Source organism: Streptomyces sp. NPDC043861 (assembly GCF_056435905.1).
The window spans coordinates 318,701-340,118 of the sequence record NZ_JBWKDP010000005.1 but is presented as its reverse complement, the minus strand read 5'-3'; the positions used below and the strand labels follow the sequence as shown (position 1 = coordinate 340,118).

General features: G+C 70.1%; 18 protein-coding genes. 16 read left to right on the top strand and 2 right to left on the bottom strand.

Annotation, left to right across the window (positions count from 1 at the left end; translation table 11 throughout):
- Nucleotides 1-340 precede the first annotated feature (340 nt).
- The 9 genes from ftsW (at nucleotide 341) to AC068D_RS15020 (ending at nucleotide 8,875) form a co-directional block, all read left to right on the top strand.
- Nucleotides 341-1,681 carry a putative lipid II flippase FtsW gene (gene ftsW, locus AC068D_RS15060; RefSeq protein WP_478823594.1) on the top strand — a complete coding sequence of 447 codons (1,341 nt, stop codon included), beginning with the start codon at nucleotides 341-343 and terminating at the stop codon, nucleotides 1,679-1,681.
- Between the two features lie 6 nt (nucleotides 1,682-1,687).
- Nucleotides 1,688-2,776, top strand: coding sequence for an undecaprenyldiphospho-muramoylpentapeptide beta-N-acetylglucosaminyltransferase (gene murG / locus AC068D_RS15055; RefSeq protein WP_478823445.1), 1,089 nt, complete (start codon nucleotides 1,688-1,690; stop codon nucleotides 2,774-2,776).
- A 27-nt stretch (nucleotides 2,777-2,803) separates the two neighbouring features.
- Nucleotides 2,804-3,613, top strand: a complete 810-nt coding sequence (locus AC068D_RS15050) for a cell division protein FtsQ/DivIB (protein WP_478823444.1) — start codon at nucleotides 2,804-2,806, stop codon at nucleotides 3,611-3,613.
- Between the two features lie 279 nt (nucleotides 3,614-3,892).
- A complete protein-coding gene (gene ftsZ, locus AC068D_RS15045; RefSeq protein ID WP_478823443.1) occupies nucleotides 3,893-5,098 on the top strand; it encodes a cell division protein FtsZ in 1,206 nt (401 codons plus the stop codon).
- A gap of 27 nt (nucleotides 5,099-5,125) precedes the next feature.
- Nucleotides 5,126-5,905 (top strand): peptidoglycan editing factor PgeF, encoded by a 780-nt coding sequence (gene pgeF / locus AC068D_RS15040; protein WP_478823442.1) that lies wholly within the window; start codon nucleotides 5,126-5,128, stop codon nucleotides 5,903-5,905.
- Nucleotides 5,902-6,621 carry a YggS family pyridoxal phosphate-dependent enzyme gene (locus AC068D_RS15035; RefSeq protein WP_478823441.1) on the top strand — a complete coding sequence of 240 codons (720 nt, stop codon included), beginning with the start codon at nucleotides 5,902-5,904 and terminating at the stop codon, nucleotides 6,619-6,621. Before pgeF ends, AC068D_RS15035 begins: the two co-directional genes overlap by 4 nt.
- 134 nt (nucleotides 6,622-6,755) lie before the next feature.
- Nucleotides 6,756-7,379 (top strand): cell division protein SepF, encoded by a 624-nt coding sequence (locus tag AC068D_RS15030; protein WP_478823440.1) that lies wholly within the window; start codon nucleotides 6,756-6,758, stop codon nucleotides 7,377-7,379.
- A gap of 73 nt (nucleotides 7,380-7,452) precedes the next feature.
- Nucleotides 7,453-7,749, top strand: coding sequence for a YggT family protein (locus AC068D_RS15025; RefSeq protein WP_478823439.1), 297 nt, complete (start codon nucleotides 7,453-7,455; stop codon nucleotides 7,747-7,749).
- Between the two features lie 49 nt (nucleotides 7,750-7,798).
- Entirely contained in the window at nucleotides 7,799-8,875 is a 1,077-nt protein-coding gene (locus AC068D_RS15020; RefSeq protein ID WP_478823438.1) for a DivIVA domain-containing protein, read from the top strand.
- 464 nt (nucleotides 8,876-9,339) lie between these two features.
- Here AC068D_RS15020 and ileS read toward each other — a convergent pair whose 3' ends face one another.
- Complete coding sequence (ileS, locus tag AC068D_RS15015; protein WP_478823437.1) at nucleotides 9,340-12,480, bottom strand: isoleucine--tRNA ligase; 3,141 nt, start codon at nucleotides 12,478-12,480, stop codon at nucleotides 9,340-9,342.
- Nucleotides 12,481-13,025: 545 nt separating this feature from the next.
- Here ileS and AC068D_RS15010 point away from each other — a divergent pair.
- The 6 genes from AC068D_RS15010 to AC068D_RS14985 all read left to right on the top strand — a co-directional run bounded on the left by AC068D_RS15010 (nucleotide 13,026) and on the right by AC068D_RS14985 (nucleotide 19,428).
- Nucleotides 13,026-14,081, top strand: a complete 1,056-nt coding sequence (locus AC068D_RS15010) for a TraR/DksA family transcriptional regulator (protein ID WP_478823436.1) — start codon at nucleotides 13,026-13,028, stop codon at nucleotides 14,079-14,081.
- A 305-nt stretch (nucleotides 14,082-14,386) separates the two neighbouring features.
- On the top strand, nucleotides 14,387-14,947 hold the full coding sequence (gene lspA / locus AC068D_RS15005; RefSeq protein WP_478823435.1) for a signal peptidase II: 561 nt from the start codon (nucleotides 14,387-14,389) through the stop codon (nucleotides 14,945-14,947).
- Nucleotides 14,948-14,998: 51 nt separating this feature from the next.
- On the top strand, nucleotides 14,999-15,940 hold the full coding sequence (locus tag AC068D_RS15000; protein ID WP_478823434.1) for an RluA family pseudouridine synthase: 942 nt from the start codon (nucleotides 14,999-15,001) through the stop codon (nucleotides 15,938-15,940).
- Entirely contained in the window at nucleotides 15,937-16,407 is a 471-nt protein-coding gene (locus tag AC068D_RS14995) for a GNAT family N-acetyltransferase (RefSeq protein WP_478823433.1), read from the top strand. The genes AC068D_RS15000 and AC068D_RS14995 overlap by 4 nt, the downstream gene beginning before the upstream one ends.
- Before the next feature lie 600 nt (nucleotides 16,408-17,007).
- Entirely contained in the window at nucleotides 17,008-18,594 is a 1,587-nt protein-coding gene (locus AC068D_RS14990; protein ID WP_478823432.1) for a Na+/H+ antiporter, read from the top strand.
- Nucleotides 18,595-18,681: 87 nt separating this feature from the next.
- Nucleotides 18,682-19,428 carry an SDR family NAD(P)-dependent oxidoreductase gene (locus AC068D_RS14985; RefSeq protein ID WP_478823431.1) on the top strand — a complete coding sequence of 249 codons (747 nt, stop codon included), beginning with the start codon at nucleotides 18,682-18,684 and terminating at the stop codon, nucleotides 19,426-19,428.
- A gap of 37 nt (nucleotides 19,429-19,465) precedes the next feature.
- Here AC068D_RS14985 and AC068D_RS14980 read toward each other — a convergent pair whose 3' ends face one another.
- Nucleotides 19,466-20,560, bottom strand: coding sequence for a mechanosensitive ion channel family protein (locus AC068D_RS14980; RefSeq protein ID WP_478823430.1), 1,095 nt, complete (start codon nucleotides 20,558-20,560; stop codon nucleotides 19,466-19,468).
- A gap of 23 nt (nucleotides 20,561-20,583) precedes the next feature.
- Between AC068D_RS14980 and AC068D_RS14975 the strand changes: the two genes are divergently transcribed.
- Nucleotides 20,584-21,162 (top strand): dienelactone hydrolase family protein, encoded by a 579-nt coding sequence (locus tag AC068D_RS14975; protein WP_478823429.1) that lies wholly within the window; start codon nucleotides 20,584-20,586, stop codon nucleotides 21,160-21,162.
- Nucleotides 21,163-21,418 lie beyond the last annotated feature (256 nt).

Sequence of the window (21,418 nt, the reverse complement as noted above, 5' to 3'; positions counted from 1 at the left end):
CGCGCCCCGGCGCAGCCGCCCACGACTGGAGGGGACAACGCCCATGCCGCCCGACCCCACCGCGCCGTCCCGCCCGCCGGAGGCTCGCGCCCCCGTCGGGGATCCCGGGGCCCGACCGACTCCCGGCACGGGGGCCCCGGTGGCCGCCGGCCGGCCTGCCCCCGGCTCACCGGATTCCGCCGTCCCCGTCGCGGCGCACACGGGCCCCATCGCCGCCTGCGCCGACCGGGCCCCACGGATGAGCCGTGCCGCGGACGCCGCCCGGCGGTTCGCGGCTGCCCTGGCCGAGCGGGCCGACGGGCTCAGGCAGGCACTGCTGCCGGAGCCCGCTCTCCCGGGGATGCCCGGGCTCGCACTGCGCGGCGGGACCGCGGGGCCGGCGTCGAGGCGCCCGCCCACTGTGCGCGGCGGGGGGCGGGGAACCGGTGCGCCCCGGCCGCCCCTGGGGAGCGGCATCCGGCGGCTCTTCGAGCGGGCACGAAGGGCCTGGGACCGCCCGCTCACCGCGTACTACGTGATCCTCGGCGCCGGTCTGCTGATCACCGTGCTCGGTCTGGTGATGGTCTACTCGGCGTCGATGATCAAGGCGCTGGAGCTGTCCCTGCCCGCCTCGTACTTCTTCCGGAAGCAGTTCCTGGCCGCCGTCATCGGCGGTGGCCTGCTCCTCGTCGCCTCCCGGATGCCGGTGAAGCTCCACCGTGCGCTCGCCTACCCCCTCCTCGTCGGCAGCGTGTTCCTGATGGTGCTCGTGCAGGTGCCGGGGATAGGGCATTCCGTCAACGGCAACCAGAACTGGATCTACCTCGGGGGTCCCTTCCAGCTCCAGCCCAGTGAGTTCGGCAAGCTCGCCCTCATCCTCTGGGGCGCCGACCTGCTCGCCCGCAAGCAGGACAAACGGCTGCTCACACAGTGGAAGCACCTGCTCGTGCCGCTGGTACCGGTGGCGTTCATGCTGCTGGGTCTGATCATGCTCGGCGGTGACATGGGCACCGCCATCATCCTCACCGCGATCCTCTTCGGGCTGCTCTGGCTGGCCGGTGCCCCCACCAGGCTGTTCGCCGGGGTGCTCGGCGCCGCCGCTGTGATCGGCGCCGTCCTGATCAGGACCAGCGCCAACCGCATGGCCCGGTTCCAGTGCGTCGGTGCCACCGACCCGGGACCCGATGACAACTGCTGGCAGGCCGTGCACGGGATCTACGCCCTGGCCTCCGGGGGCTGGTTCGGTTCCGGTATCGGTGCAAGTGTGGAAAAATGGGGCCAACTACCTGAAGCGCACACCGACTTCATCTTCGCCATCACCGGGGAGGAACTGGGGCTGGCGGGGACGCTGTCGGTGCTCACTCTCTTCGCGGCTCTAGGCTATGCGGGTATCCGCGTGGCCGGACGCACGGAGGATCCCTTCGTGAGGTACGCCGCGGGAGGTGTGACCACCTGGATCACGGCCCAGGCCGTGATCAACATCGGTGCGGTGCTCGGCCTGCTGCCGATCGCCGGAGTCCCCCTCCCGCTGTTCTCCTACGGAGGCTCCGCCCTGCTGCCGACCATGTTCGCGGTGGGACTGCTGATCGCGTTCGCGCGAGAGGATCCCGCCGCGAAGGCGGCCCTGGCCATGCGGAGGCCCGGGGTCAGATGGAAGACGATGAGACGGCGCGTCAAGGAACGTCCGTCCGGAGAGCGGTGAATTTCGGTGCATGTCGTACTCGCCGGCGGGGGGACCGCCGGCCACATCGAGCCCGCGCTCGCCCTCGCGGACGCCCTGCGCAGGCAGGATCCGACCGTGGGCATCACAGCCCTCGGCACGGAGCGCGGACTGGAGACCAGGTTGGTGCCCGAGCGGGGCTATGACCTGGCCCTCATTCCCGCCGTGCCGCTGCCGCGCAAGCCCACGCCCGAGCTGATCACGGTTCCGGGCCGGCTGCGCGGCACCATCAAGGCCGCCGAGCAGATCCTGGAGCGCACCAAGGCCGACTGCGTGGTGGGCTTCGGAGGCTATGTCGCGCTGCCCGGCTATCTCGCCGCCAAGCGCCGCGGGGTGCCGATCGTCGTTCACGAGGCCAATGCGCGCCCGGGGCTGGCCAACAAGATCGGTTCGCGGTACGCCGCCGCGGTCGCGGTCTCCACCCCCGACAGCAAGCTGCGCGACGCCCGCTACATCGGCATCCCGCTGCGCCGCTCCATCGCCACCCTGGACCGGGCCCGGGTGCGGCCCGAGGCGCGCGCCGCGTTCGGACTCGACCCCAACCTGCCCACGCTGCTGGTCTCCGGCGGCTCGCAGGGTGCCCGCCGCCTCAACGAGGTGGTCCACCAGGTCGCTCCGCTGCTCCAGCGCTCCGGCATCCAGATCCTCCACGCGGTCGGCCCGAAGAACGAAGTGCCGCGCGTCGACAACATGCCCGGAATGCCGCCCTACATCCCGGTACCGTATGTGGACCGAATGGATCTCGCGTACGCCGCGGCCGACATGATGCTCTGCCGTGCCGGCGCCATGACCGTTGCCGAACTGTCCGCCGTGGGCCTGCCCGCCGCTTATGTACCGCTGCCGATCGGCAACGGTGAACAGCGGCTCAATGCCCAGCCGGTGGTGAAGTCCGGCGGCGGACTCCTGGTCGACGACGCCGAGCTGACCCCCGAGTGGATCCAGGGGAACGTGCTCCCGGTGCTCGCCGATCCGCACCGGTTGTACGAGATGTCCCGTGCCGCCGCCGAGTTCGGGCGCCGGGATGCAGACGATCTGCTTGTCGGAATGGTGTACGAGGCGATTGCCGCACGCCGTTAGGCGCAGCGAAAGGGCAGGGTACGGAGCATGGCCGGACCGACGACCGCGGAGCGCGGCACACGGAGACCCAAAGGTCCCTCGTCGGCCGGTCGCTCCGGCCGACCCCGTGGAGGGCGCCCCGCGCGCCGTGCGCCGCTGCCGGGCCGGAGGGTGCTGCTGATCGTCTCCGGGCTCATCGTGCTCGCCGGGGCGGGTCTCTGGCTGCTCTACGGCTCCTCGTGGCTGCGTGTCGAGCAGGTCCGGACCTCCGGTACACGGGTTCTGACGCCCCATGAGGTCGAGCGGGCCGCAGCCGTGCCGATCGGATCGCCGCTGATTTCGGTCGATATGGACGAGATCGAGGCACGGCTGCGTGCGAAGCTGCCCCGTGTCGATTCCGTCCAGGCCGTTCGCTCCTGGCCGCACGGGGTCACTCTGAACGTGACGGAGCGGGAGCCCGTACTGCTTATCGGAAAAGGCGTGAAATTCGTCGAAGTGGACGCGAAGGGCGTCCGTTTCGCCACGGTGGACAAGGCGCCCAAGGGGCTCCCCATGCTGGAACTGGCGGCGGACCGTTCGCCGAGTCTGCGTCGCTTCGACGAACAGCGACTGGTACGCGAGGCCGTACGGGTCACTTCCGAACTGCCGGTGCAGGCCGCCAAGGAACTCCGGTCCGTCGAGGTGCGCTCGTACGACGCCATCCGTCTGAAGCTGGTGCGGAACCGGACGGTGGCGTGGGGCAGTAGTGAGGGTGGTGCGGCGAAGGCGCGCGCGCTGCTCGCACTGATGAAGGCCGAGCCCGGTGCCCGGCACTTCGATGTGAGTGCCCCCACCGCCCCTGCCGCATCGGGGAGTTGACGTACAAATGCGCTGGCCAGCACCCTGGTTGGTCAGCGCAACGGCTGATCACATAGGGTGAAAAGAAAAACGGGAGGTTCGGCGTGTTCGTTGAACGCGCGCCGCTTGTCGACTTAGTGTCTCGTTCGAGAGAGTCCAGGAAGTAGAGACACTGGTAACCCTAAACTTCAACGTTAGGGTTTGGGTCGGCGTTTCGGACCGTCCCATCGGCATCCGTCGTCGCAGCGCGGCCACCACCGCGAGGCGGCGACACGTAACTCGAGGCGAGAGGCCTTCGACGTGGCAGCACCGCAGAACTACCTCGCAGTCATCAAGGTCATCGGTGTCGGCGGCGGTGGTGTCAATGCCATCAACCGAATGATCGAGGTCGGTCTCAAGGGCGTCGAGTTCATCGCGATCAACACGGACGCACAAGCCCTGTTGATGAGCGATGCCGACGTCAAGCTCGACGTCGGCCGGGAACTCACCCGCGGCCTCGGGGCCGGAGCCAACCCGGCAGTCGGCCGCAAGGCGGCAGAGGACCACCGAGAGGAGATCGAGGAGGTCCTCAAGGGGGCCGACATGGTCTTCGTCACCGCCGGCGAAGGTGGCGGCACCGGTACCGGCGGCGCGCCGGTCGTGGCCAACATCGCGCGCTCGCTCGGCGCCCTGACCATCGGCGTGGTCACCCGGCCCTTCACCTTCGAGGGCCGCCGCCGGGCCAACCAGGCGGAGGACGGCATCGCCGAGCTCCGCGAAGAGGTCGACACGCTGATCGTCATCCCGAACGACCGGCTGCTGTCCATCTCGGACCGCCAGGTCAGCGTGCTCGACGCGTTCAAGTCCGCGGACCAGGTCCTGCTGTCGGGTGTCCAGGGCATCACCGACCTCATCACCACCCCGGGCCTCATCAACCTCGACTTCGCCGACGTCAAGTCGGTCATGTCCGAGGCCGGCTCCGCCCTCATGGGCATCGGCTCGGCCCGTGGGGACGACCGCGCGGTGGCCGCCGCCGAGATGGCGATCTCCTCGCCGCTCCTCGAGGCGTCGATCGACGGCGCACGCGGTGTGCTGCTCTCGATCTCCGGTGGCTCGGACCTCGGCCTCTTCGAGATCAACGAGGCCGCCCAGCTGGTCAGCGAGGCCGCCCACCCGGAGGCCAACATCATCTTCGGCGCCGTCATCGACGACGCCCTGGGCGACGAGGTGCGGGTCACGGTGATCGCGGCCGGTTTCGACGGGGGCCAGCCCCCGACCCGCCGCGACAACGTGATCGGCTCCGCCTCCGCCAAGCGCGAGGAGCCGGCGGCCCCGGCCCGTCAGGAGCCCCGTTCCCTCGGCGGCCTCGGCACGGTGCCGCCGCGCGAGGAGCCCACGGCCCCGGCCGAGCCCGCCCCCGCGGTGAGCGAGCCCTCGCCGGTGGGGAACGCGTCGCCGCAGGTCCCGCCCGCCCGGCCGTACGACAGCCAGGCCGAAGAGCTGGACGTCCCGGACTTCCTGAAGTGACCTGACGTGATACGGGAGCACGACAGAGTGAGCGGCGCGCATTTCGCCTTCACCGACAGGTGGGGCGGGGTGAGCGCCGCTCCGTACGAGGAGCTCAATCTCGGCGGCGCGGTGGGGGACGACCCCGCCGCCGTCCGCGCGAACCGCGAGATCGCCGCGAAGGCCCTGGGGCTGGACGCCGCGATGGTCGTCTGGATGAACCAGGTGCACGGCAGTTCCGTCGCCGTGGTCGACGGTCCCTGGGGCGGCGACGAGATCCCCGCGGTGGATGCGGTGGTGACGGCCCGGCCCGGACTGGCGCTCGCGGTCCTCACCGCCGACTGCACACCGGTGCTGCTGGCCGACCCCGTCGCGGGGGTGGCCGGCGCGGCCCACGCAGGTCGCCCCGGAATGGTGGCCGGTGTGGTTCCGGCCGCTGTGGAGGCCATGATCGCCCTCGGGGCCGAGCCGGCACGGATCACGGCCCGTACGGGGCCGGCCGTCTGCGGGCGCTGCTACGAGGTCCCGGAGGCGATGCGCGCCGATGTGGCAGCCGCGGAACCTGCGGCCTGGTCCGAGACCAGCTGGGGCACCGCGGCCGTCGACGTCACCGCCGGCGTCCATGCCCAGCTCGAAGCGCTCGGGGTGAGCGACCGGCAGGCCTCGCCGGTCTGCACACTGGAGTCGGGTGACCACTACTCGTACCGCCGGGACCGCACGACCGGGCGTCTGGCCGGATACGTCTGGCTCGACCCGGCAGATCCGGGAAGCACGGGAAGCCCCGGAAGCTCCGGAAGCTCCGGAAGCTCCGGAAGAGAAGGATCATGACCGACCGCAGGACCGAACTCGCCGAGAACCTGGCGCGCGTGGAGGAACGTATCGCTTCCGCCTGCGCGGCGGCCGGGCGCAAGCGGGAAGAAGTGACCCTCGTCGTGGTCACCAAGACCTACCCCGCGAGCGATGTGCGACTGCTGCACGGGCTCGGCGTGCGGCACGTCGCAGAGAACAAGGACCAGGAGGCGGCGCCGAAGGCCGTCGAGTGCTCCGACCTTGATCTCACATGGCACTTCGTCGGTCAGCTGCAGACCAACAAAGTCCGTTCTGTTGCGACTTATGCTGATGTCGTGCAGTCGGTCGACCGCTTGAAGCTCGTCGGCGCACTGTCCGCGGCGGCGGTGCGCGCCGGGCGTGAACTCGGGTGTCTTATCCAGGTCGCACTCGACGCGGAATCGGGGCAGCGGTTGCACCGAGGCGGCGTCGCGCCCGACGGCATCGAGGAGTTGGCTGCCGCGGTCGACGACGCGCCCGGGTTGCGGCTCGGCGGGCTGATGACGGTTGCGCCGCTGGCAGGGCCGTACGCAGGGCGTCAACGGGCCGCGTTCGAGCGGCTGATGGAATTCTCATCAAGCCTGCGCGTGGACCGTCCGGCTGCGAACATGGTGTCGGCAGGGATGAGTGCGGACCTTGAAGAGGCTGTTGCGGCCGGGGCGACACATGTGCGCGTCGGTACTGCGGTGCTCGGAGTCCGACCTCGGCTCGGGTAACGTCGCGAAGCAAGTCGGACCACAGTAGAAAATATGGTCATTTCCGTCGAAAGGCGGACAGGCCGAGTGGATCGCGGGTACTTGGTGACGTAGCCGAACGAAGCCGATCCACCACAGAGCGGAGGACTCAGAGAATGGCCGGCGCGATGCGCAAGATGGCGGTCTACCTCGGCCTCGTGGAGGACGATGGGTACGACGGCCGGGGATTCGACCCCGACGACGACTTCGAACCCGAGATGGAGCCGGAGCCCGAGCGGGACCGGCGCCGGCACCAGCCTCCGCATCAGGTGGAACGGGAGGAGCCGGTGCGCGTGGTGCAGCCGCCCGCCCCCCGCGAGCCGGTGCCGCATTCCGCGCCGGTGCCCGCGGAATCCGGACGTCCGGCGCGAATCGCCCCCGTGGCGTCCATCACACCTGAACGTCCGAATCTGGAGAAGAACGCACCTGTGATCATGCCCAAGGTCGTGTCCGAGCGTGAGCCCTACCGCATCACGACGCTGCACCCGCGGACCTATAACGAGGCCCGTACCATCGGGGAACACTTCCGCGAGGGCACCCCCGTGATCATGAACCTCACGGAGATGGACGACACCGACGCAAAGCGACTTGTCGACTTTGCCGCGGGACTCGTCTTCGGTCTCCATGGCAGCATTGAGCGAGTGACGCAGAAGGTGTTCCTGCTGTCGCCTGCTAACGTCGATGTCACGGCGGAGGACAAGGCCCGCATCGCAGAGGGCGGGTTCTTCAACCAGAGCTGAGAAACCGACACCGGGAACGAATCCCGGCCGCGAGGCCGGAACACGAGAGCCAGGGGAGAGGGAAGCGCAGGAAATGGGTGTGGCAGTGCAGGTTGTCTACATCGTGCTTGTGTGCTTCCTTGTCGTGCTGATTTTCCGGCTGGTCATGGACTACGTCTTCCAGTTCGCCCGTTCGTGGCAACCTGGCAAGCCGATGGTGGTCGTCCTGGAGGCCACCTACACTGTCACCGATCCACCGCTCAAGCTTCTGCGGCGGTTCATCCCGCCGCTGCGTCTCGGGGGCGTGGCACTCGACCTGTCCTTCTTCGTTCTGATGATCATCGTCTACATCCTGATCTCCATCGTGCGCAGCGTGGGGAGTGGGATGTGAGCGATACGGTCTTGCCGACTGCCGACGACTACGTAGAGGTGAAGAAGAGATGCCGCTGACCCCCGAGGACGTGCGGAACAAGCAGTTCACGACCGTCCGCCTCCGAGAAGGCTATGACGAGGACGAGGTCGATGCCTTCCTCGACGAGGTCGAAGCCGAGCTGACGCGTCTGCTCCGCGAGAACGAGGACCTGCGCGCCAAGCTGGCGGCAGCGACCCGTGCGGCCGCGCAGAACCAGCAGCAGGGCATGCGCAAACCGCCGGAGCCGCAGGACGGTCGCGGTCCCGGCGCACCTGTGCCCGCCGCCATATCCGGACCGCCGGTCCAGCAGCAGCCCCCGCAGATGGGTCCGCCCCAGCTGCCCGGTGGTGCTCCGCAGCTGCCCGCCGGTCCCGGTCACGGTCACCCGCAGGGCCCCGGTCCGATGGGACCCGGCCCGATGCAGGGCGGCCCCATGGGCGGTCCGATGGGCGGCCCCATGGGCGGTCATGGCCAGATGGGCCCCGGTCCCGGTCAGGGCCCCGGTGGCGACAGCGCCGCGCGTGTTCTCTCCCTGGCCCAGCAGACCGCCGACCAGGCGATCGCCGAGGCCCGTTCCGAAGCCAACAAGATCGTCGGCGAGGCGCGCTCGCGTGCCGAGGGCCTGGAGCGGGATGCCCGCGCCAAGGCGGACGCGCTGGAGCGGGACGCTCAGGAGAAGCACCGCGTCGCGATGGGCTCGCTGGAGTCGGCCCGCGCCACGCTGGAGCGCAAGGTCGAGGACCTGCGTGGCTTCGAGCGGGAGTACCGCACGCGGCTGAAGTCGTACCTGGAGAGCCAGCTGCGCCAGCTGGAGACCCAGGCCGACGACTCCCTGGCTCCGCCGCGGACCCCCGCGACGGCGTCGCTGCCGCCGTCCCCGGCGCCGTCCATGGCTCCGGCGGGCGCGAGCGCCCCGTCGTACGGCGGCAACCAGACGATGGGCGGTCACGGGCCTTCTCCCGCGGCTCCGTCGTACGGCGGCCAGCAGCAGATGTCCCCGGCGATGACCCAGCCGATGGCGCCGGTGCGGCCGCAGAGCCCGCAGCCGATGCAGCAGGCACCGTCGCCGATGCGGGGCTTCCTCATCGACGAGGACGACAACTGACGGCGCGCTGCGGCGCGATGCGCGCGTAGCCGTCGGCAGGCATTCAAGGGCCGGGCCCGGGACTTCACGTCCCGGGCCCGGCCCTTTTGCGCGGCTGCGCCCACTCGGTCCCGAGCATGGGGTGGAGGGATGGGGTGCCACCGTGTCGGACCGGTTGCCGTGGGCGTCCCTCCGGGCGCATCAGGTACGGCGGGGCCCGGCGCGATTCCGGCCTCCCGAGGGGGTTCCGCCCGGCGTCGCGTCCCACCTCATGCTTCGGTGCCCGGGAGGCGACCGCGCTGCCCGGGCCGCGGGCCGGGGAGGAGCGCCGCCGTTCCGTGCCAGGGGGATGGCGGCCACCGCCGGGGCCCGAGAGTGAGCCCGAGAGGCCCCTCGTCAGCGCTCATGAGGGATTCGCCCGAAAGAGGCGGGGAAAAGCCAGGGGCCTGCGCGACTCCCGTCGCGCAGGCCCCTGCCGCAGGCAGCTACGCCTTGCGGAGGCGGAAGGTGAGGGAGAGGCCCTCGTCGGTGAAGGGGTCACCGTAGGCGGTGTCCGCCTCGCCCCGGGCGAAGTCCGTGGCCAGCACCTCCTCCGCGATCAGCGCCGCGTGGTCCGTGAGGGCCGCCGTGACCTCGGAGTCCTCGGAGGACCAGCGCAGGGCGATCCGGTCGGCCACGTCCAGGCCGCTGTTCTTGCGTGCCTCCTGGATGAGCCGGATCGCGTCACGGGCCAGGCCCGCCAGCCGCAGCTCCGGCGTGATCTCCAGATCCAGCGCGACCGTCGCGCCCTGGTCGGAGGCCACCGACCAGCCCTCGCGCGGCGTCTCCGTGATGATCACTTCCTCGGGAGACAGGGTGATCGTCTCGCCGTTGACCTCCAGCGAAGCCGTGCCGTTGCGGAGAGCGAGGGACAGCGCCGCGGCATCCGCCGCCGCGACCGCCTTCGCCACGTCCTGCACGCCCTTGCCGAAGCGCTTCCCCAGTGCCCTGAAGTTGGCCTTCGCCGTCGTGTCGACCAGAGACCCGCCGACCTCGGACAGTGACGCCAGCGACGAGACGTTCAGCTCCTCCGTGATCTGCCCGTGCAGCTCCGGCGACAGCGACTCGAAGCCCGCGGCCGCCACCAGGGCGCGCGACAGCGGCTGCCGGGTCTTCACACCCGACTCCGCACGCGTCGCACGGCCCAGCTCCACGAGCCGGCGGACCAGCACCATCTGCTGCGACAGGGTCGGGTCGATCGCCGACAGGTCGGCCTCCGGCCAGCTGGCCAGATGGACCGACTCGGGTGCCTCGGGCGTCACCGGCACCACCAGGTCCTGCCACACCCGCTCCGTGATGAAGGGGGTGAGCGGTGCCATCAGGCGGGTGACGGTCTCGATCACGTCGTGCAGCGTGCGCAGCGCAGCCGCGTCACCCTGCCAGAAGCGGCGGCGCGAGCGGCGCACGTACCAGTTCGACAGGTCGTCGACGAACGAGGAGACCAGCTTGCCGGCACGCTGCGTGTCGTACGCCTCCAGCGCCTGCGTCACCTGGTCCACCAGCGCATGCATCTCGGACAGCAGCCAGCGGTCGAGCACCGTGCGCTCGGCCGGCGCCGGATCCGTGGCCGACGGCGCCCAGTTCGAGGTGCGGGCGTACAGCGCCTGGAAGGCGACCGTGTTCCAGTACGTCAGCAGCGTCTTGCGGACCACTTCCTGGATGGTTCCGTGGCCCACCCGGCGGGCTGCCCAGGGGGAGCCGCCGGCCGCCATGAACCAGCGCACCGCGTCCGCGCCGTGCTGGTCCATCAACGGGATCGGCTGCAGGATGTTGCCCAGGTGCTTGGACATCTTCCGGCCGTCCTCGGCGAGGATGTGGCCCAGGCAGACGACGTTCTCGTAGGAGGACTTGTCGAAGACCAGCGTGCCGACCGCCATCAGCGTGTAGAACCACCCGCGCGTCTGGTCGATCGCCTCCGAGATGAACTGCGCCGGGTAGCGCTTCTCGAAGGTCTCCTTGTTCCGGTACGGATAACCCCACTGTGCGAACGGCATCGAGCCCGAGTCGTACCAGGCGTCGATGACCTCGGGGACGCGAGTCGCCGTGCCGGAGCACTGGGGGCACGGGAAGGTCACGTCGTCGATGAACGGGCGGTGCGGGTCCAGCTCCGACTGGTCGGTGCCCGTGAGCCCGGTCAGCTCGGCGCGCGAGCCGACGCACGTCAGATGGTCCTCCTCGCAGCGCCAGATCGGCAGCGGCGTACCCCAGTAGCGGTTCCGGGACAGGGCCCAGTCGATGTTGTTGTTGAGCCAGTCGCCGAAGCGGCCGTTCTTGACCGAGTCGGGGAACCAGTTCGTGTTCCGGTTCTCCTCCAGCAGCCGGTCCTTGATCGCGGTCGTGCGGATGTACCAGGACGGCTGCGCGTAGTACAGCAGTGCCGTGTGGCAGCGCCAGCAGTGCGGGTAGCTGTGCTCGTAGGGGATGTGCTTGAAGAGCAGTCCGCGGCCGTCCAGGTCCTTGGTCAGCGCCTCGTCGGCCTTCTTGAAGAAGACGCCGCCGACGAGCGGTACGTCCTCCTCGAAGGTGCCGTCCGGGCGGACCGGGTTCACGACCGGCAGGCCGTAGGCGCGGCAGACCTTGAGGTCGTCCTCACCGAAGGCGGGGGACTGGTGCACCAGACCCGTACCGTCCTCGGTGGTCACGTACTCGGCGTTGACCACGTAGTGGGCGGGCTCGGGGAACTCCACCAGGTGGAAGGGACGGTCGTACGTCCAGCGCTCCATCTCGGCACCGGTGAAGGCCGGGCCGGTGGCCTCCCAGCCTTCGCCCAGCGCCTTCTCCAGCAGCGGCCGGGCGACGACGAGCTTCTCCTCGCCGTTCGTCGCCACGACGTACGTGACCTCGGGGTGCGCCGCCACCGCGGTGTTCGACACCAGCGTCCAGGGCGTCGTCGTCCACACGAGCAGCGCGGCCTCGCCGGCGAGCGGGCCCGACGTCAGCGGGAAGCGGACGAACACGGACGGGTCCACGACCGTCTCGTAGCCCTGTGCCAGCTCGTGGTCGGACAGTCCGGTGCCGCAGCGAGGGCACCAGGGGGCGACGCGGTGGTCCTGGACCAGCAGGCCCTTGTCGAAGATCTCCTTCAGCGACCACCAGACCGACTCGATGTACTCGGGGTCCATCGTCCGGTATGCGCCGTCGAGGTCGGTCCAGTAGCCCATACGGGTCGTGAGCTCGGCGAACGCGTCGGTGTGGCGGGTCACCGACTCACGGCACTTGGCGTTGAACTCGGCGATGCCGTAGGCCTCGATGTCCTTCTTGCCGTTGAATCCGAGTTCCTTCTCGACGGCGAGCTCGACGGGCAGCCCGTGGCAGTCCCAGCCGGCCTTGCGGGCCACGTGGTAGCCCCGCATGGTGCGGAAACGCGGGAAGACGTCCTTGAAGACCCGGGCCTCGATGTGGTGTGCGCCCGGCATTCCGTTGGCCGTGGGCGGGCCCTCGTAGAACACCCACTCCGGGCGGCCCTCGGACTGTTCGAGGCTCTTTGCGAAGACCTTGTTGTCACGCCAGAAGTCGAGCACGGCGTGCTCGAGGGCGGGCAGGTCGACCTGGGCGGGCACCTGGCGGTACTGAGGCGGCGGCGTCATGTACGGGCTCCTCCAACGGACTGTTCTCTTCCGTCGGAGGGACGAGAGCCACATTGCGCTGTGCTCCCGCGGTACCACCCTCCTTGGCCCATGACGCACACGTCCTGGGCCCCCTCATTGGGGTCGCGATGCCGGTTCTACTCGCCCTGGTCGCCCTCGGCTTTCTTCCGGCGGCTCCGGGGTGATCGTTCACATCGCGCTCGCCCCCGGGCTCGCACCGTCCCCGGGTCGCTCATGGCTGCGTACGACGCTACTGGTCCCCATCCACGCCTTTCGCTCCGCCCAGTGTACGGGCCCGGGCGCGGCGTGGCCGACCGGATTCCCTGGGTGACCCGAATGGGCATACGGACCCGGATGGGTTCGGGCGGGGCTCGTGGGGCGGATTACGGGCCGGGGAGCTGGGCACAACGGATGCAGGCTCGCGTCCGGACGGACGCGGGGCGGCCCCGACCGGCGGCGTGCCCCGTTGCCGCGGGGCTGGGGTCGATTTATCGTCCCAGCACCGAATCGCGAGCAAGATCACAATATGTGAAGGGGCCGCGGCCATGGTGGCGAAAAAGACCGCCGTGAAGAGGACGGCGTCCGTCAGGTCCACCGCCGCTGCGGCGGCGGTCAAGGACTCGAGCGGCAGGAAGAGCACTGTCGCGAAGCAGAACCCGGGCAGCAAAAGGGTGCCGAAGGCCAACGGGGCCGGTGCGCACGCGCACGAGGCGACGGAGGTGAAGGCCGTGGCACCGGCGAAGAAGACCACCAGGAAGGCCACGGGCGGGAAGAAGACCACGTCGTCTGCGAAGGAGACCGCGACGTCGAAGGACGCGGCGGTCGATCAGGAGACCCGGACCGCCGGGAACGGCCCGGCGGCCAAGGAGACCGCGAGGAAGCCGGCGAAGGCGGCCAAGGCGTCGAAGGCCACGGCAACCGCCAGGAAAGCATCGGGCGGGAAGCAGGCACCGGGGCGCTCCGACGCGTCCTCGGAGGTGGCGGCCGCGAAGGCGCCGGAGGCGAAGACGAGGAAGGCGGCGGCCCGTACGACGGGCACCGGCGCCAGGAAGGCCGCCAGGACGGCCAAGGAGGCGGCCACGGCCGCCAAGCAGACGGGAGCCAGAACGGTGGGAGCGAAGAAGACCGTGGCGGCGGGTGCCGCAGCCGCGGGGGACAGCACTGCGACGGCGGTGCCTGTGGCCCGCGCCGTCGCGACGGCGCCCGGAGAGCTGGCCGTACGACCGGGCGAGGAGCCATGGACGCCGGGGGAGGTCGCCGAGGCGCGCGCCGAGCTGGAGGGCGAGATGGCCCGGCTGCAGGCCGAGATCAGCCACTCCGAGGAGGCGCTGACCGGGCTGATGCGGGACTCCGGGGACGGCGCGGGCGACGACCAGGCGGACACCGGTACCAAGAACATCACGCGTGAGCACGAGATCGCCCTCGCCAACAACGCCCGCGAGATGCTCGAGCAGACCGAGCGGGCCCTGCATCGCCTGGACGCGGGCACCTACGGCCTCTGCGAGATCTGCGGAAATCCCATCGGCAAGGCGAGGATGCAGGCGTTCCCGAGGGCGACCCTGTGCGTCGAGGACAAGCAGAAACAGGAGCGGCGCACCTGAGCCCCCCGGACACCGGGAGCCCGGACGGCCGGTCCGGGCACCCACCCGGCCGACGGAAGGGTGCCCGGACCGGTCCGGTTCTGTGCGGACGCCCGGTCCTGGGCCCGTACGGAACCGGCTGTGTTCCGGTCCTGGCCCGGACGGACCCGGTCCGCTGCCCGTCTCCGGACCGCTCGGTCGCGCCTTCGGCCGAGCGAGCGGGCCGGAGGCCGAGCCGGACCGTTCTGTTCGACGGCTCGGCACCGGGTCCGTACGCATGTGCCGTACCCTCGTGACCAGTCAGGCACCTAGGTTGAGGGACTCACGTGGCAGAGGCGGAGCGCATCATCGGTACGCCGGACGTTGACGACGAGGCTGCGGCTCCGGCCGAGCAGCCCAAGGGCAAGCGCCGGATCCTGGCCCTGTTCGGCGTGGCTGCGGTGGCGTACCTGCTGGACCTCGGCAGCAAGATGCTCGTGGTGGCGAAGCTGGAGCACCAGCCGCCGATCGAGGTCATCGGTGATCTGCTGAAGTTCGTGGCCGTGCGCAACCCGGGTGCCGCCTTCGGCTTCGGCGGGGCCTTCACCATCATCTTCACGATCATCGCGGCAGGCGTGGTCGTGGTGATTGCGCGGCTGGCGCGCAAGCTGTACAGCCTGCCGTGGGCGATCGCTCTCGGCCTGCTGCTGGGCGGAGCCCTGGGCAATCTCACGGACCGGATCTTCCGTTCGCCCGGTGTCTTCCAGGGCGCGGTCGTCGACTTCATCGCACCCGCCCACTTCGCCGTCTTCAACCTCGCCGACTCGGCGATCGTGTGCGGCGGCGTCCTCATCGTGATCCTGTCCTTCAGGGGCCTGGACCCGGACGGAACGGTCCACAAGGACTGACCCGCACGGCCGCGGGAACGGTCACAGGAATCGACAAGGCATACTCGACGGGTGAGTACCCTTCCCGAAACCCGCACCCTGCCCGTACCCGACGGCCTCGAGGGCGAGCGCGTCGACGCTGCCATCTCGCGCATGTTCGGGTTCTCCCGCACCAAGGCCGCCGAGCTCGCGGCCGCCGGGAAGGTGCAGGTCGACGGCTCGGTCGTCGGAAAGTCCGAGCGGGTCAGCGGCGGCTCCTGGCTCGAGGTGGAGATGCCCCAGGCCCCGGCTCCGGTCCAGATCGTGGCCGAGCCGGTCGAGGGCATGGAGATCGTGCACGACGACGACGACATCGTCGTGATCATGAAGCCGGTCGGCGTGGCCGCACACCCGAGCCCCGGCTGGACGGGCACGACGGTGATCGGCGGACTCGCGGCCGCCGGCTACCGGATCTCGACGTCGGGTGCTGCGGAGCGGCAGGGGATCGTGCACCGGCTGGACGTCGGCACGTCCGGGCTGATGGTGGTCGCGAAGTCGGAGCGGGCGTACACACTGCTGAAGCAGCAGTTCCGGGAGCGCACGGTCGACAAGCGCTATCACGCACTGGTCCAGGGCCACCCGGACCCGCTGAGCGGCACCATCGACGCGCCGATCGGCCGCCATCCCCAGCACGACTACAAGTGGGCAGTGACCGCCGAGGGCAAGCCGTCCGTCACCCACTACGACCTGATCGAGGCATTCCGGGCAGCCTCGCTGCTGGACATCAAGCTGGAGACGGGCCGTACGCACCAGATCCGTGTGCACATGGCAGCGCACCGGCACCCTTGCGTGGGCGACCTCACCTACGGAGCCGACCCGACGATGGCGAAGCGGCTCGGCCTCACCCGGCAGTGGCTCCATGCGGTGCGGCTCGGTTTCCAGCACCCGTCGGACGGCCAGTGGGTGGAGTTCGCCAGCGGATACCCGGACGACCTGCAGTCGGCTCTGGACGCGATTGCGGCCGAGAGCGCGTGAGCGGCGGATACGTCGTACGGGAGGCGGTGGACCCGGCCGACCGTGAGGCATGTTTCACGGTGCGCAGGGAGGTCTTCGTCGTCGAGCAGGGTGTGCCCGTGGAGGTCGAGTACGACGACCACGACGCCGACGCGGTGCACTTCCTCGCCCTCGGCCCGGACGGCCCGCTCGGCACGGCCCGGCTCCTGATGGGCCCGTCGCGCGCCGAAGGCGCCGCCGCGGCGAGTGCTCCTGCGGAAGGCTCCCTCGGCCGACTCGCGGTCACCCGCTCCGCCCGGGGTCTCGGCGTCGGTGCAGCCCTGGTCCGGGCGGTCGAGAACGCGGCCCGCGCCCGCGGTCTGGGCGTGGTCGAGCTGCATGCGCAGAGCCACGCCCTGAAGTTCTACGAGCGGCTGGGCTACGAACCGTACGGCCCCGAGTTCGCCGAGGCGGGCATCGCCCACCGATCGATGCGGCGCGCGCTCTAGGGTCTTTCGTCTGGATCCTGCCGGGCTCGCGTGCCCCGGCACGCACGCTCGCCGCGTTGTCGTCGGTCGCCCACGCTCCGCATGGGCTCCTTCCTCCACCTTGCGATTGCGCGCACCGGACCCCGCTCACTGGTCCAGCCCGGATCCAGAACGAAAGACCCAGGGTCCTGTCCGGGCGGTCCTTCTCGGGCCCGCGACGACAGCCAAGGTGCTGCCCCGGCTGCCGCTGGGACGTACCCCGTGCTGTGTTGTCACATCGCCCGAGCACGTCCGGTACGAGGGTGATCTCCCCCGGCCTCCGGCCGGGTGGGCGTGTCCCCGGTGGAGCCAGGAGGAGTGCCGCCACCGCCTGGCGATGCTTCCCCTGGGCCCTGGCGGGCCCGGGGAGACCCCGGGCGCCGGACGCCGTGAGCTTCCCGGCAGACCTTTCGGTCACCGCACCAGGGGGAGAGTGGTGCCGCCGTACGTCGTCGGCGAAGGTGCGGCCATCCACGGACGGTCATGCGATGAAACGGGGCATTACGGGGCAATTGGCGTGATGTGCATGGGACGCTTGGTGTTCTGACCATCGAAGTCCAGCCCTCCTGGAGGGGTGCGTCCGTGGACCAATTGGCCCTGTTGTTCTGCTTGTTGCTGGGTGCCGTGGTCACCGTGCCCCTGGGGCAACGGCTTGGGCTGCCCGCGCCCGTCCTGATGACCATCGCCGGAGCGGGCCTTGCGCTGATGCCGTTCGTGCCGAACGTCAGCGTGCCGCCCGACTACATCCTTCCGCTGCTGCTGCCACCCCTGCTGTACGCCGCCGTGCAGCGCACCTCCTGGCGGCAGTTCACCGCGAACATCCGGCCGATCCTGCTGCTCGCCGTCGCCTTGGTGTTCATCACCACGGCGGCGGTCGCGGCCGTGGCGCATGCGGTGGTGCCCGGGCTGCCGATCGCTGCGGCGGTCGCGCTCGGAGCGCTCGTCGCCCCGCCCGACCCGGTTGCCGCGACAGCGGTCGCCGGCTCGCTCGGTCTGCCCCGGAGGCTGGTGTCGATCCTGGAGGGGGAGGGACTCTTCAACGACGTCACCGCGATCGTGCTCTACCACGTGGCGATCGCTGCGGCGGTGAGCGGGACCTTCTCCTGGCCGGAGGCGGTCGGCGAGCTGGTGCTCTCCGCCGTGGTGGCCGTGGTGGTCGGTCTCGCCCTCGGCTGGCTCTCCAACAGGCTCATGGGTCTGCTCGGCGACGCGACCCTGCAGATCGGGCTGACCCTGCTCGTGCCGTACGTGAGCTATGTGCTCGCGGAGGAGCTGCTGGGTTCCGGAGTGCTCGCCGTCCTCGTCACCGCGCTCTACCTCGCCGAGAACGCCGTGGACGCGGACGACGTCATGGGACGTTTCGCCGGGAACACGTTCTGGCAGATCGTGGACACTCTCGTGACCGGACTCGCCTTCGGACTGATCGGGCTGGAACTCCACAACGTGTTCGGCCCGGGCCGGGTCCGTGACACGGCGATGCTGTGGTGGGCCGCGGCGGTGGTCGGGGTCGTGATCGTCGTACGGCTGCTCTATCTGCTGCCCGCCACCTGGCTCGCGAAGCGACTGCACAAACTCCGGGACTACGACGAGGAGATCCCTGTCGGCTGGCGCGAGACGGTCGTGATGTGGTGGTCGGGGATGCGGGGCGTGGCCTCCGTCGCACTTGCCCTGGCGATTCCGCTGCACACCGACGACGGTGCGCCCTTCCCGGCCCGTGACGTGATCATCTTTATTGCCTTCGCGGTGATCATGACCACTCTGGTCGTGCAGGGCCTCACCCTTCCACGGCTGGTGAAGCGGCTCGGTGTGAGGGCCGACGCGGACGCCGAGCAAGCCCTGCGGCGGGACCTCGCACTGCGCGCGGCAAAGGCGGCGAAGCACCGGCTGAAGGAGATCCAGGACGTCGAGGACCTGCCCGAGGACATCGCCGAGCGGCTGCAGCGGGCGGCGTACGACGTCGGGACCCGCATCAGTCCGGACATCGTCGACGAGGAGCGGCGCGAGTGGTTCACCAGGCGGGCGGAGCGACTGCGGACCCTCTCGCGCATTCAGCGCGAAATGATGTCGGCCGCCCGCCACGCGGTCCTCGCCGCCCGCAGCGAGCCCGGTACCGACCCCGAGGTGGTGGACCGCGTCCTGCGTCATCTGGACGTGCGCAGCCTTCGCTGACCGACCACCGTCCCGCCCGGCAGGGCGGGTCCCGGCGGCCCCCGAGGGAAGCCGTCCGCGACCGGGATCCGGTCGTATGATCAAGGTATGGCTCGCACCGTGGTGATCAGTGGCGGGGGGACCGGGATCGGGTTCGCGGCGGCCGAGGTCTTCGCCGCGGACGGGGAGCAGGTGCTGCTGCTCGGGCGGCGCGAGCGGGTGCTCGCGGATGCCTCCGCCCGGATTCCCGGGGCTCGATACTGCGCCGCCGATCTGAGTGAGCCCCAGGGCGCCCGCCGTGCCGCGGAGTTCGCCGCCCGGGAGTTCGGGACCGTCGATGTGCTGGTCCACAGCGCGGGCGGCAGCGGAAGGCTGGAGGAGCGGCCCGAGTACGAGGACCCGCTGGAAGCCGTCGCACACGACTGGACCGTCGGCTTCCGGCTGAACACCCTCACGGCCGCCCTGCTCACCGAGGCCCTGAAGGACCATCTGGCGACACCCGGGGGCCGTGTGCTCTTCCTCAGTTCCATCGCCGCCTACCGGGGCTCCGGGTCGGGTGCGTACGCCGCCTCCAAGGCCGCACTGCACCCCTACGCCTACGACCTCGCCCGCCAACTCGGGCCGCGCGGCATCACCGTGAACCTGGTGGCTCCCGGGTACGTCGAGGAGACCGCCTTCTTCGGGGACGGGCTGCCCGACGAGCGCCGCCGGGCACTGGTGGCCGAGACCTCCACCGGACGGGCCGGCCACCCCGGCGACGTAGCCCAGACCCTGCGCTGGCTCGCCTCACCTGCCGCAGGTCATGTCACCGCGCAGGTCATCCAGGTCAACGGCGGTGCGGAGCGCGGCCACTAGGGCCTCTCGTTCGGATCAGGCGAAAGACCCCGGAAACCTACCCCCGTCCGGTGCGACGGGGGGCGCCCTCCTCGGGTTCGACGTGCTTTGCGGGCGGCTCCACCGCCGGTGCCGTGCTGATGCGCGGCAGTGCGTAGGGATGCCTGTCGCACAGCCAGGCGATCATCTGTTCACGCACCGCGCACCGCACCGTCCAGATGTCGTCCGCGTCCTTCGCGGTGACCACCGCCCGGACCTGCATCGTCGTCGGCGTCGTGTCCGTGACGGCGAGCGACCAGTCGCGGCCGTCCCACGCCTTGCACTCGTGCAGGATCTCCCGGAGTTTCTCCCGCATCTCGTGCACCGGTGCCGAATGGTCCAGATGGAAGAAGACCGTGCCGGTCATCTGTGCCCCGCCGCGCGACCAGTTCTCGAACGGCTTGCTGGTGAAGTACGACACGGGCATCGTGATCCGCCTCTCGTCCCAGGTCCGTACGGCGAGGAAGGTGAGGGTGACCTCCTCCACGGTGCCCCACTCACCGTCCACCACGACCGTGTCGCCGATCCGCACCATGTCGCCGAAGGCGATCTGGAATCCGGCGAAGAGATTGCCGAGCGTGGACTGGGCGGCCACACCGGCGACGATGCCGAGGACACCGGCGGAGGCGAGCAGCGAGGCCCCCAGCTTGTCCATCCCGGGGAAGGTCAGCAGCATCGATGCGAAGGCGACCATACCGACGACGGCCGTGACGATCCGCTGGACCAGCACCACTTGTGTACGCACCCTGCGGACCCGTGCCGGATCCCGTGTGGTTGCCGCATAGCGGGAGTACGAGGACTCCACCACCGCTGCGGCGATCCGCACCACGAGCCAGGCCGAGGCCGCGATCAGCACCAGCGTCAGGACATGGCCGATCAAATCTTCGTTCCGTTCGATCACCGGGATGCGGGTTTCCGCATACGTTCCTCTCAGCAGCGCGGTGAGCAGCACGACCTGCAGCGGCATCCGGCAGCGGCGCAGCAGCCCCCACAGCGGGGTCTCGCTGTGACGGGCATCGGCCCGGCGGAGCATGAGGTCCGCCAGCCACACCAGCACAAGCGTGAGCCCCACCGAGCCGGCAAGGACGATCAACGGGCGCAGCACGTTCTCCATGTCTTCGAACGTAACCTGACCTCATGGACATCATGCTTTTTCATTCGACGTACGGCCTTCGGCCTGCCGTGCTGTCGGCCGCCGACCGGCTGCGTGCTGCGGGGCACGAGGTGTGGACGCCCGACCTCTTCGACGGCAGGACGTTCGAATCCGTCGAGGAAGGCAGGGCATTCAAGGACGAAATCGGCATGGACGAGCTGCTGAAGCGGGCCATCGTGGCCGCCGCGCCGCTGTCCGGGCGGGGGCTCGTGTACGCGGGCTTCTCGCTCGGCGCGGCAATGGCCCAGAACCTGGCTCTTGGCGACGAGAAGGCGCGAGGACTGCTCCTTCTGCACGGTACGTCCGACATTGCAGAGAATGCCCACGTTGATGACCTGGCGGTGCAGCTGCATGTGGCCGACCCCGACGCGTTCGAGTCGCATGACTGGCTGACGGCCTGGTACCTCCAGATGGGCAGGGCCGGAGCGGATGTCGAGGTCCACCGATACCGCGGCGCCGGGCACCTTTACACCGACCCGGACCTGCCCGATTACGACGAGGAAGCCGCCGAGCAGACCTGGCGGGCGGTGCTCGGGTTCCTGGAGACGCTCCCCGAGGGCTAGGGCCTCTCGTTCGGATCTTGCCGGGCTCGCGTGCCCCGGCACGCACGCTCGCCGCGTTGTCGTCGGTCGACCACGCTCCGCGTGGGCTCCCTCCTCCGCCTTGCGATCGCACGCACCGGACCCCGCTCACTGACCCAGCCTGATCCGAACGAAAGACCCCAGGGCCTCTCGTTCGGATCTTGCCGGGCTCGCGTGCCCCGGCACGCACGCTCGCCGCGTTGTCGTCGGTCGACCACGCTCCGCGTGGGCTCCCTCT

Excerpts from the sequence above, each read along its gene's own strand:
- ftsW (WP_478823594.1), top strand. The coding sequence starts at position 341 with ATGCCCGGGCTCGCACTGCGCGGCGGGACCGCGGGGCCGGCGTCGAGG.
- AC068D_RS15050 (WP_478823444.1), top strand. The coding sequence starts at position 2,804 with ATGGCCGGACCGACGACCGCGGAGCGCGGCACACGGAGACCCAAAGGT.
- AC068D_RS15035 (WP_478823441.1), top strand. The coding sequence starts at position 5,902 with ATGACCGACCGCAGGACCGAACTCGCCGAGAACCTGGCGCGCGTGGAG.
- AC068D_RS15030 (WP_478823440.1), top strand. The coding sequence starts at position 6,756 with ATGGCCGGCGCGATGCGCAAGATGGCGGTCTACCTCGGCCTCGTGGAG.
- AC068D_RS15025 (WP_478823439.1), top strand. The coding sequence starts at position 7,453 with ATGGGTGTGGCAGTGCAGGTTGTCTACATCGTGCTTGTGTGCTTCCTT.
- AC068D_RS15020 (WP_478823438.1), top strand. The coding sequence starts at position 7,799 with ATGCCGCTGACCCCCGAGGACGTGCGGAACAAGCAGTTCACGACCGTC.
- ileS (WP_478823437.1), bottom strand. The coding sequence starts at position 12,480 with ATGACGCCGCCGCCTCAGTACCGCCAGGTGCCCGCCCAGGTCGACCTG.
- AC068D_RS15010 (WP_478823436.1), top strand. The coding sequence starts at position 13,026 with ATGGTGGCGAAAAAGACCGCCGTGAAGAGGACGGCGTCCGTCAGGTCC.
- AC068D_RS14985 (WP_478823431.1), top strand. The coding sequence starts at position 18,682 with ATGGCTCGCACCGTGGTGATCAGTGGCGGGGGGACCGGGATCGGGTTC.
- AC068D_RS14980 (WP_478823430.1), bottom strand. The coding sequence starts at position 20,560 with ATGGAGAACGTGCTGCGCCCGTTGATCGTCCTTGCCGGCTCGGTGGGG.
- AC068D_RS14975 (WP_478823429.1), top strand. The coding sequence starts at position 20,584 with ATGGACATCATGCTTTTTCATTCGACGTACGGCCTTCGGCCTGCCGTG.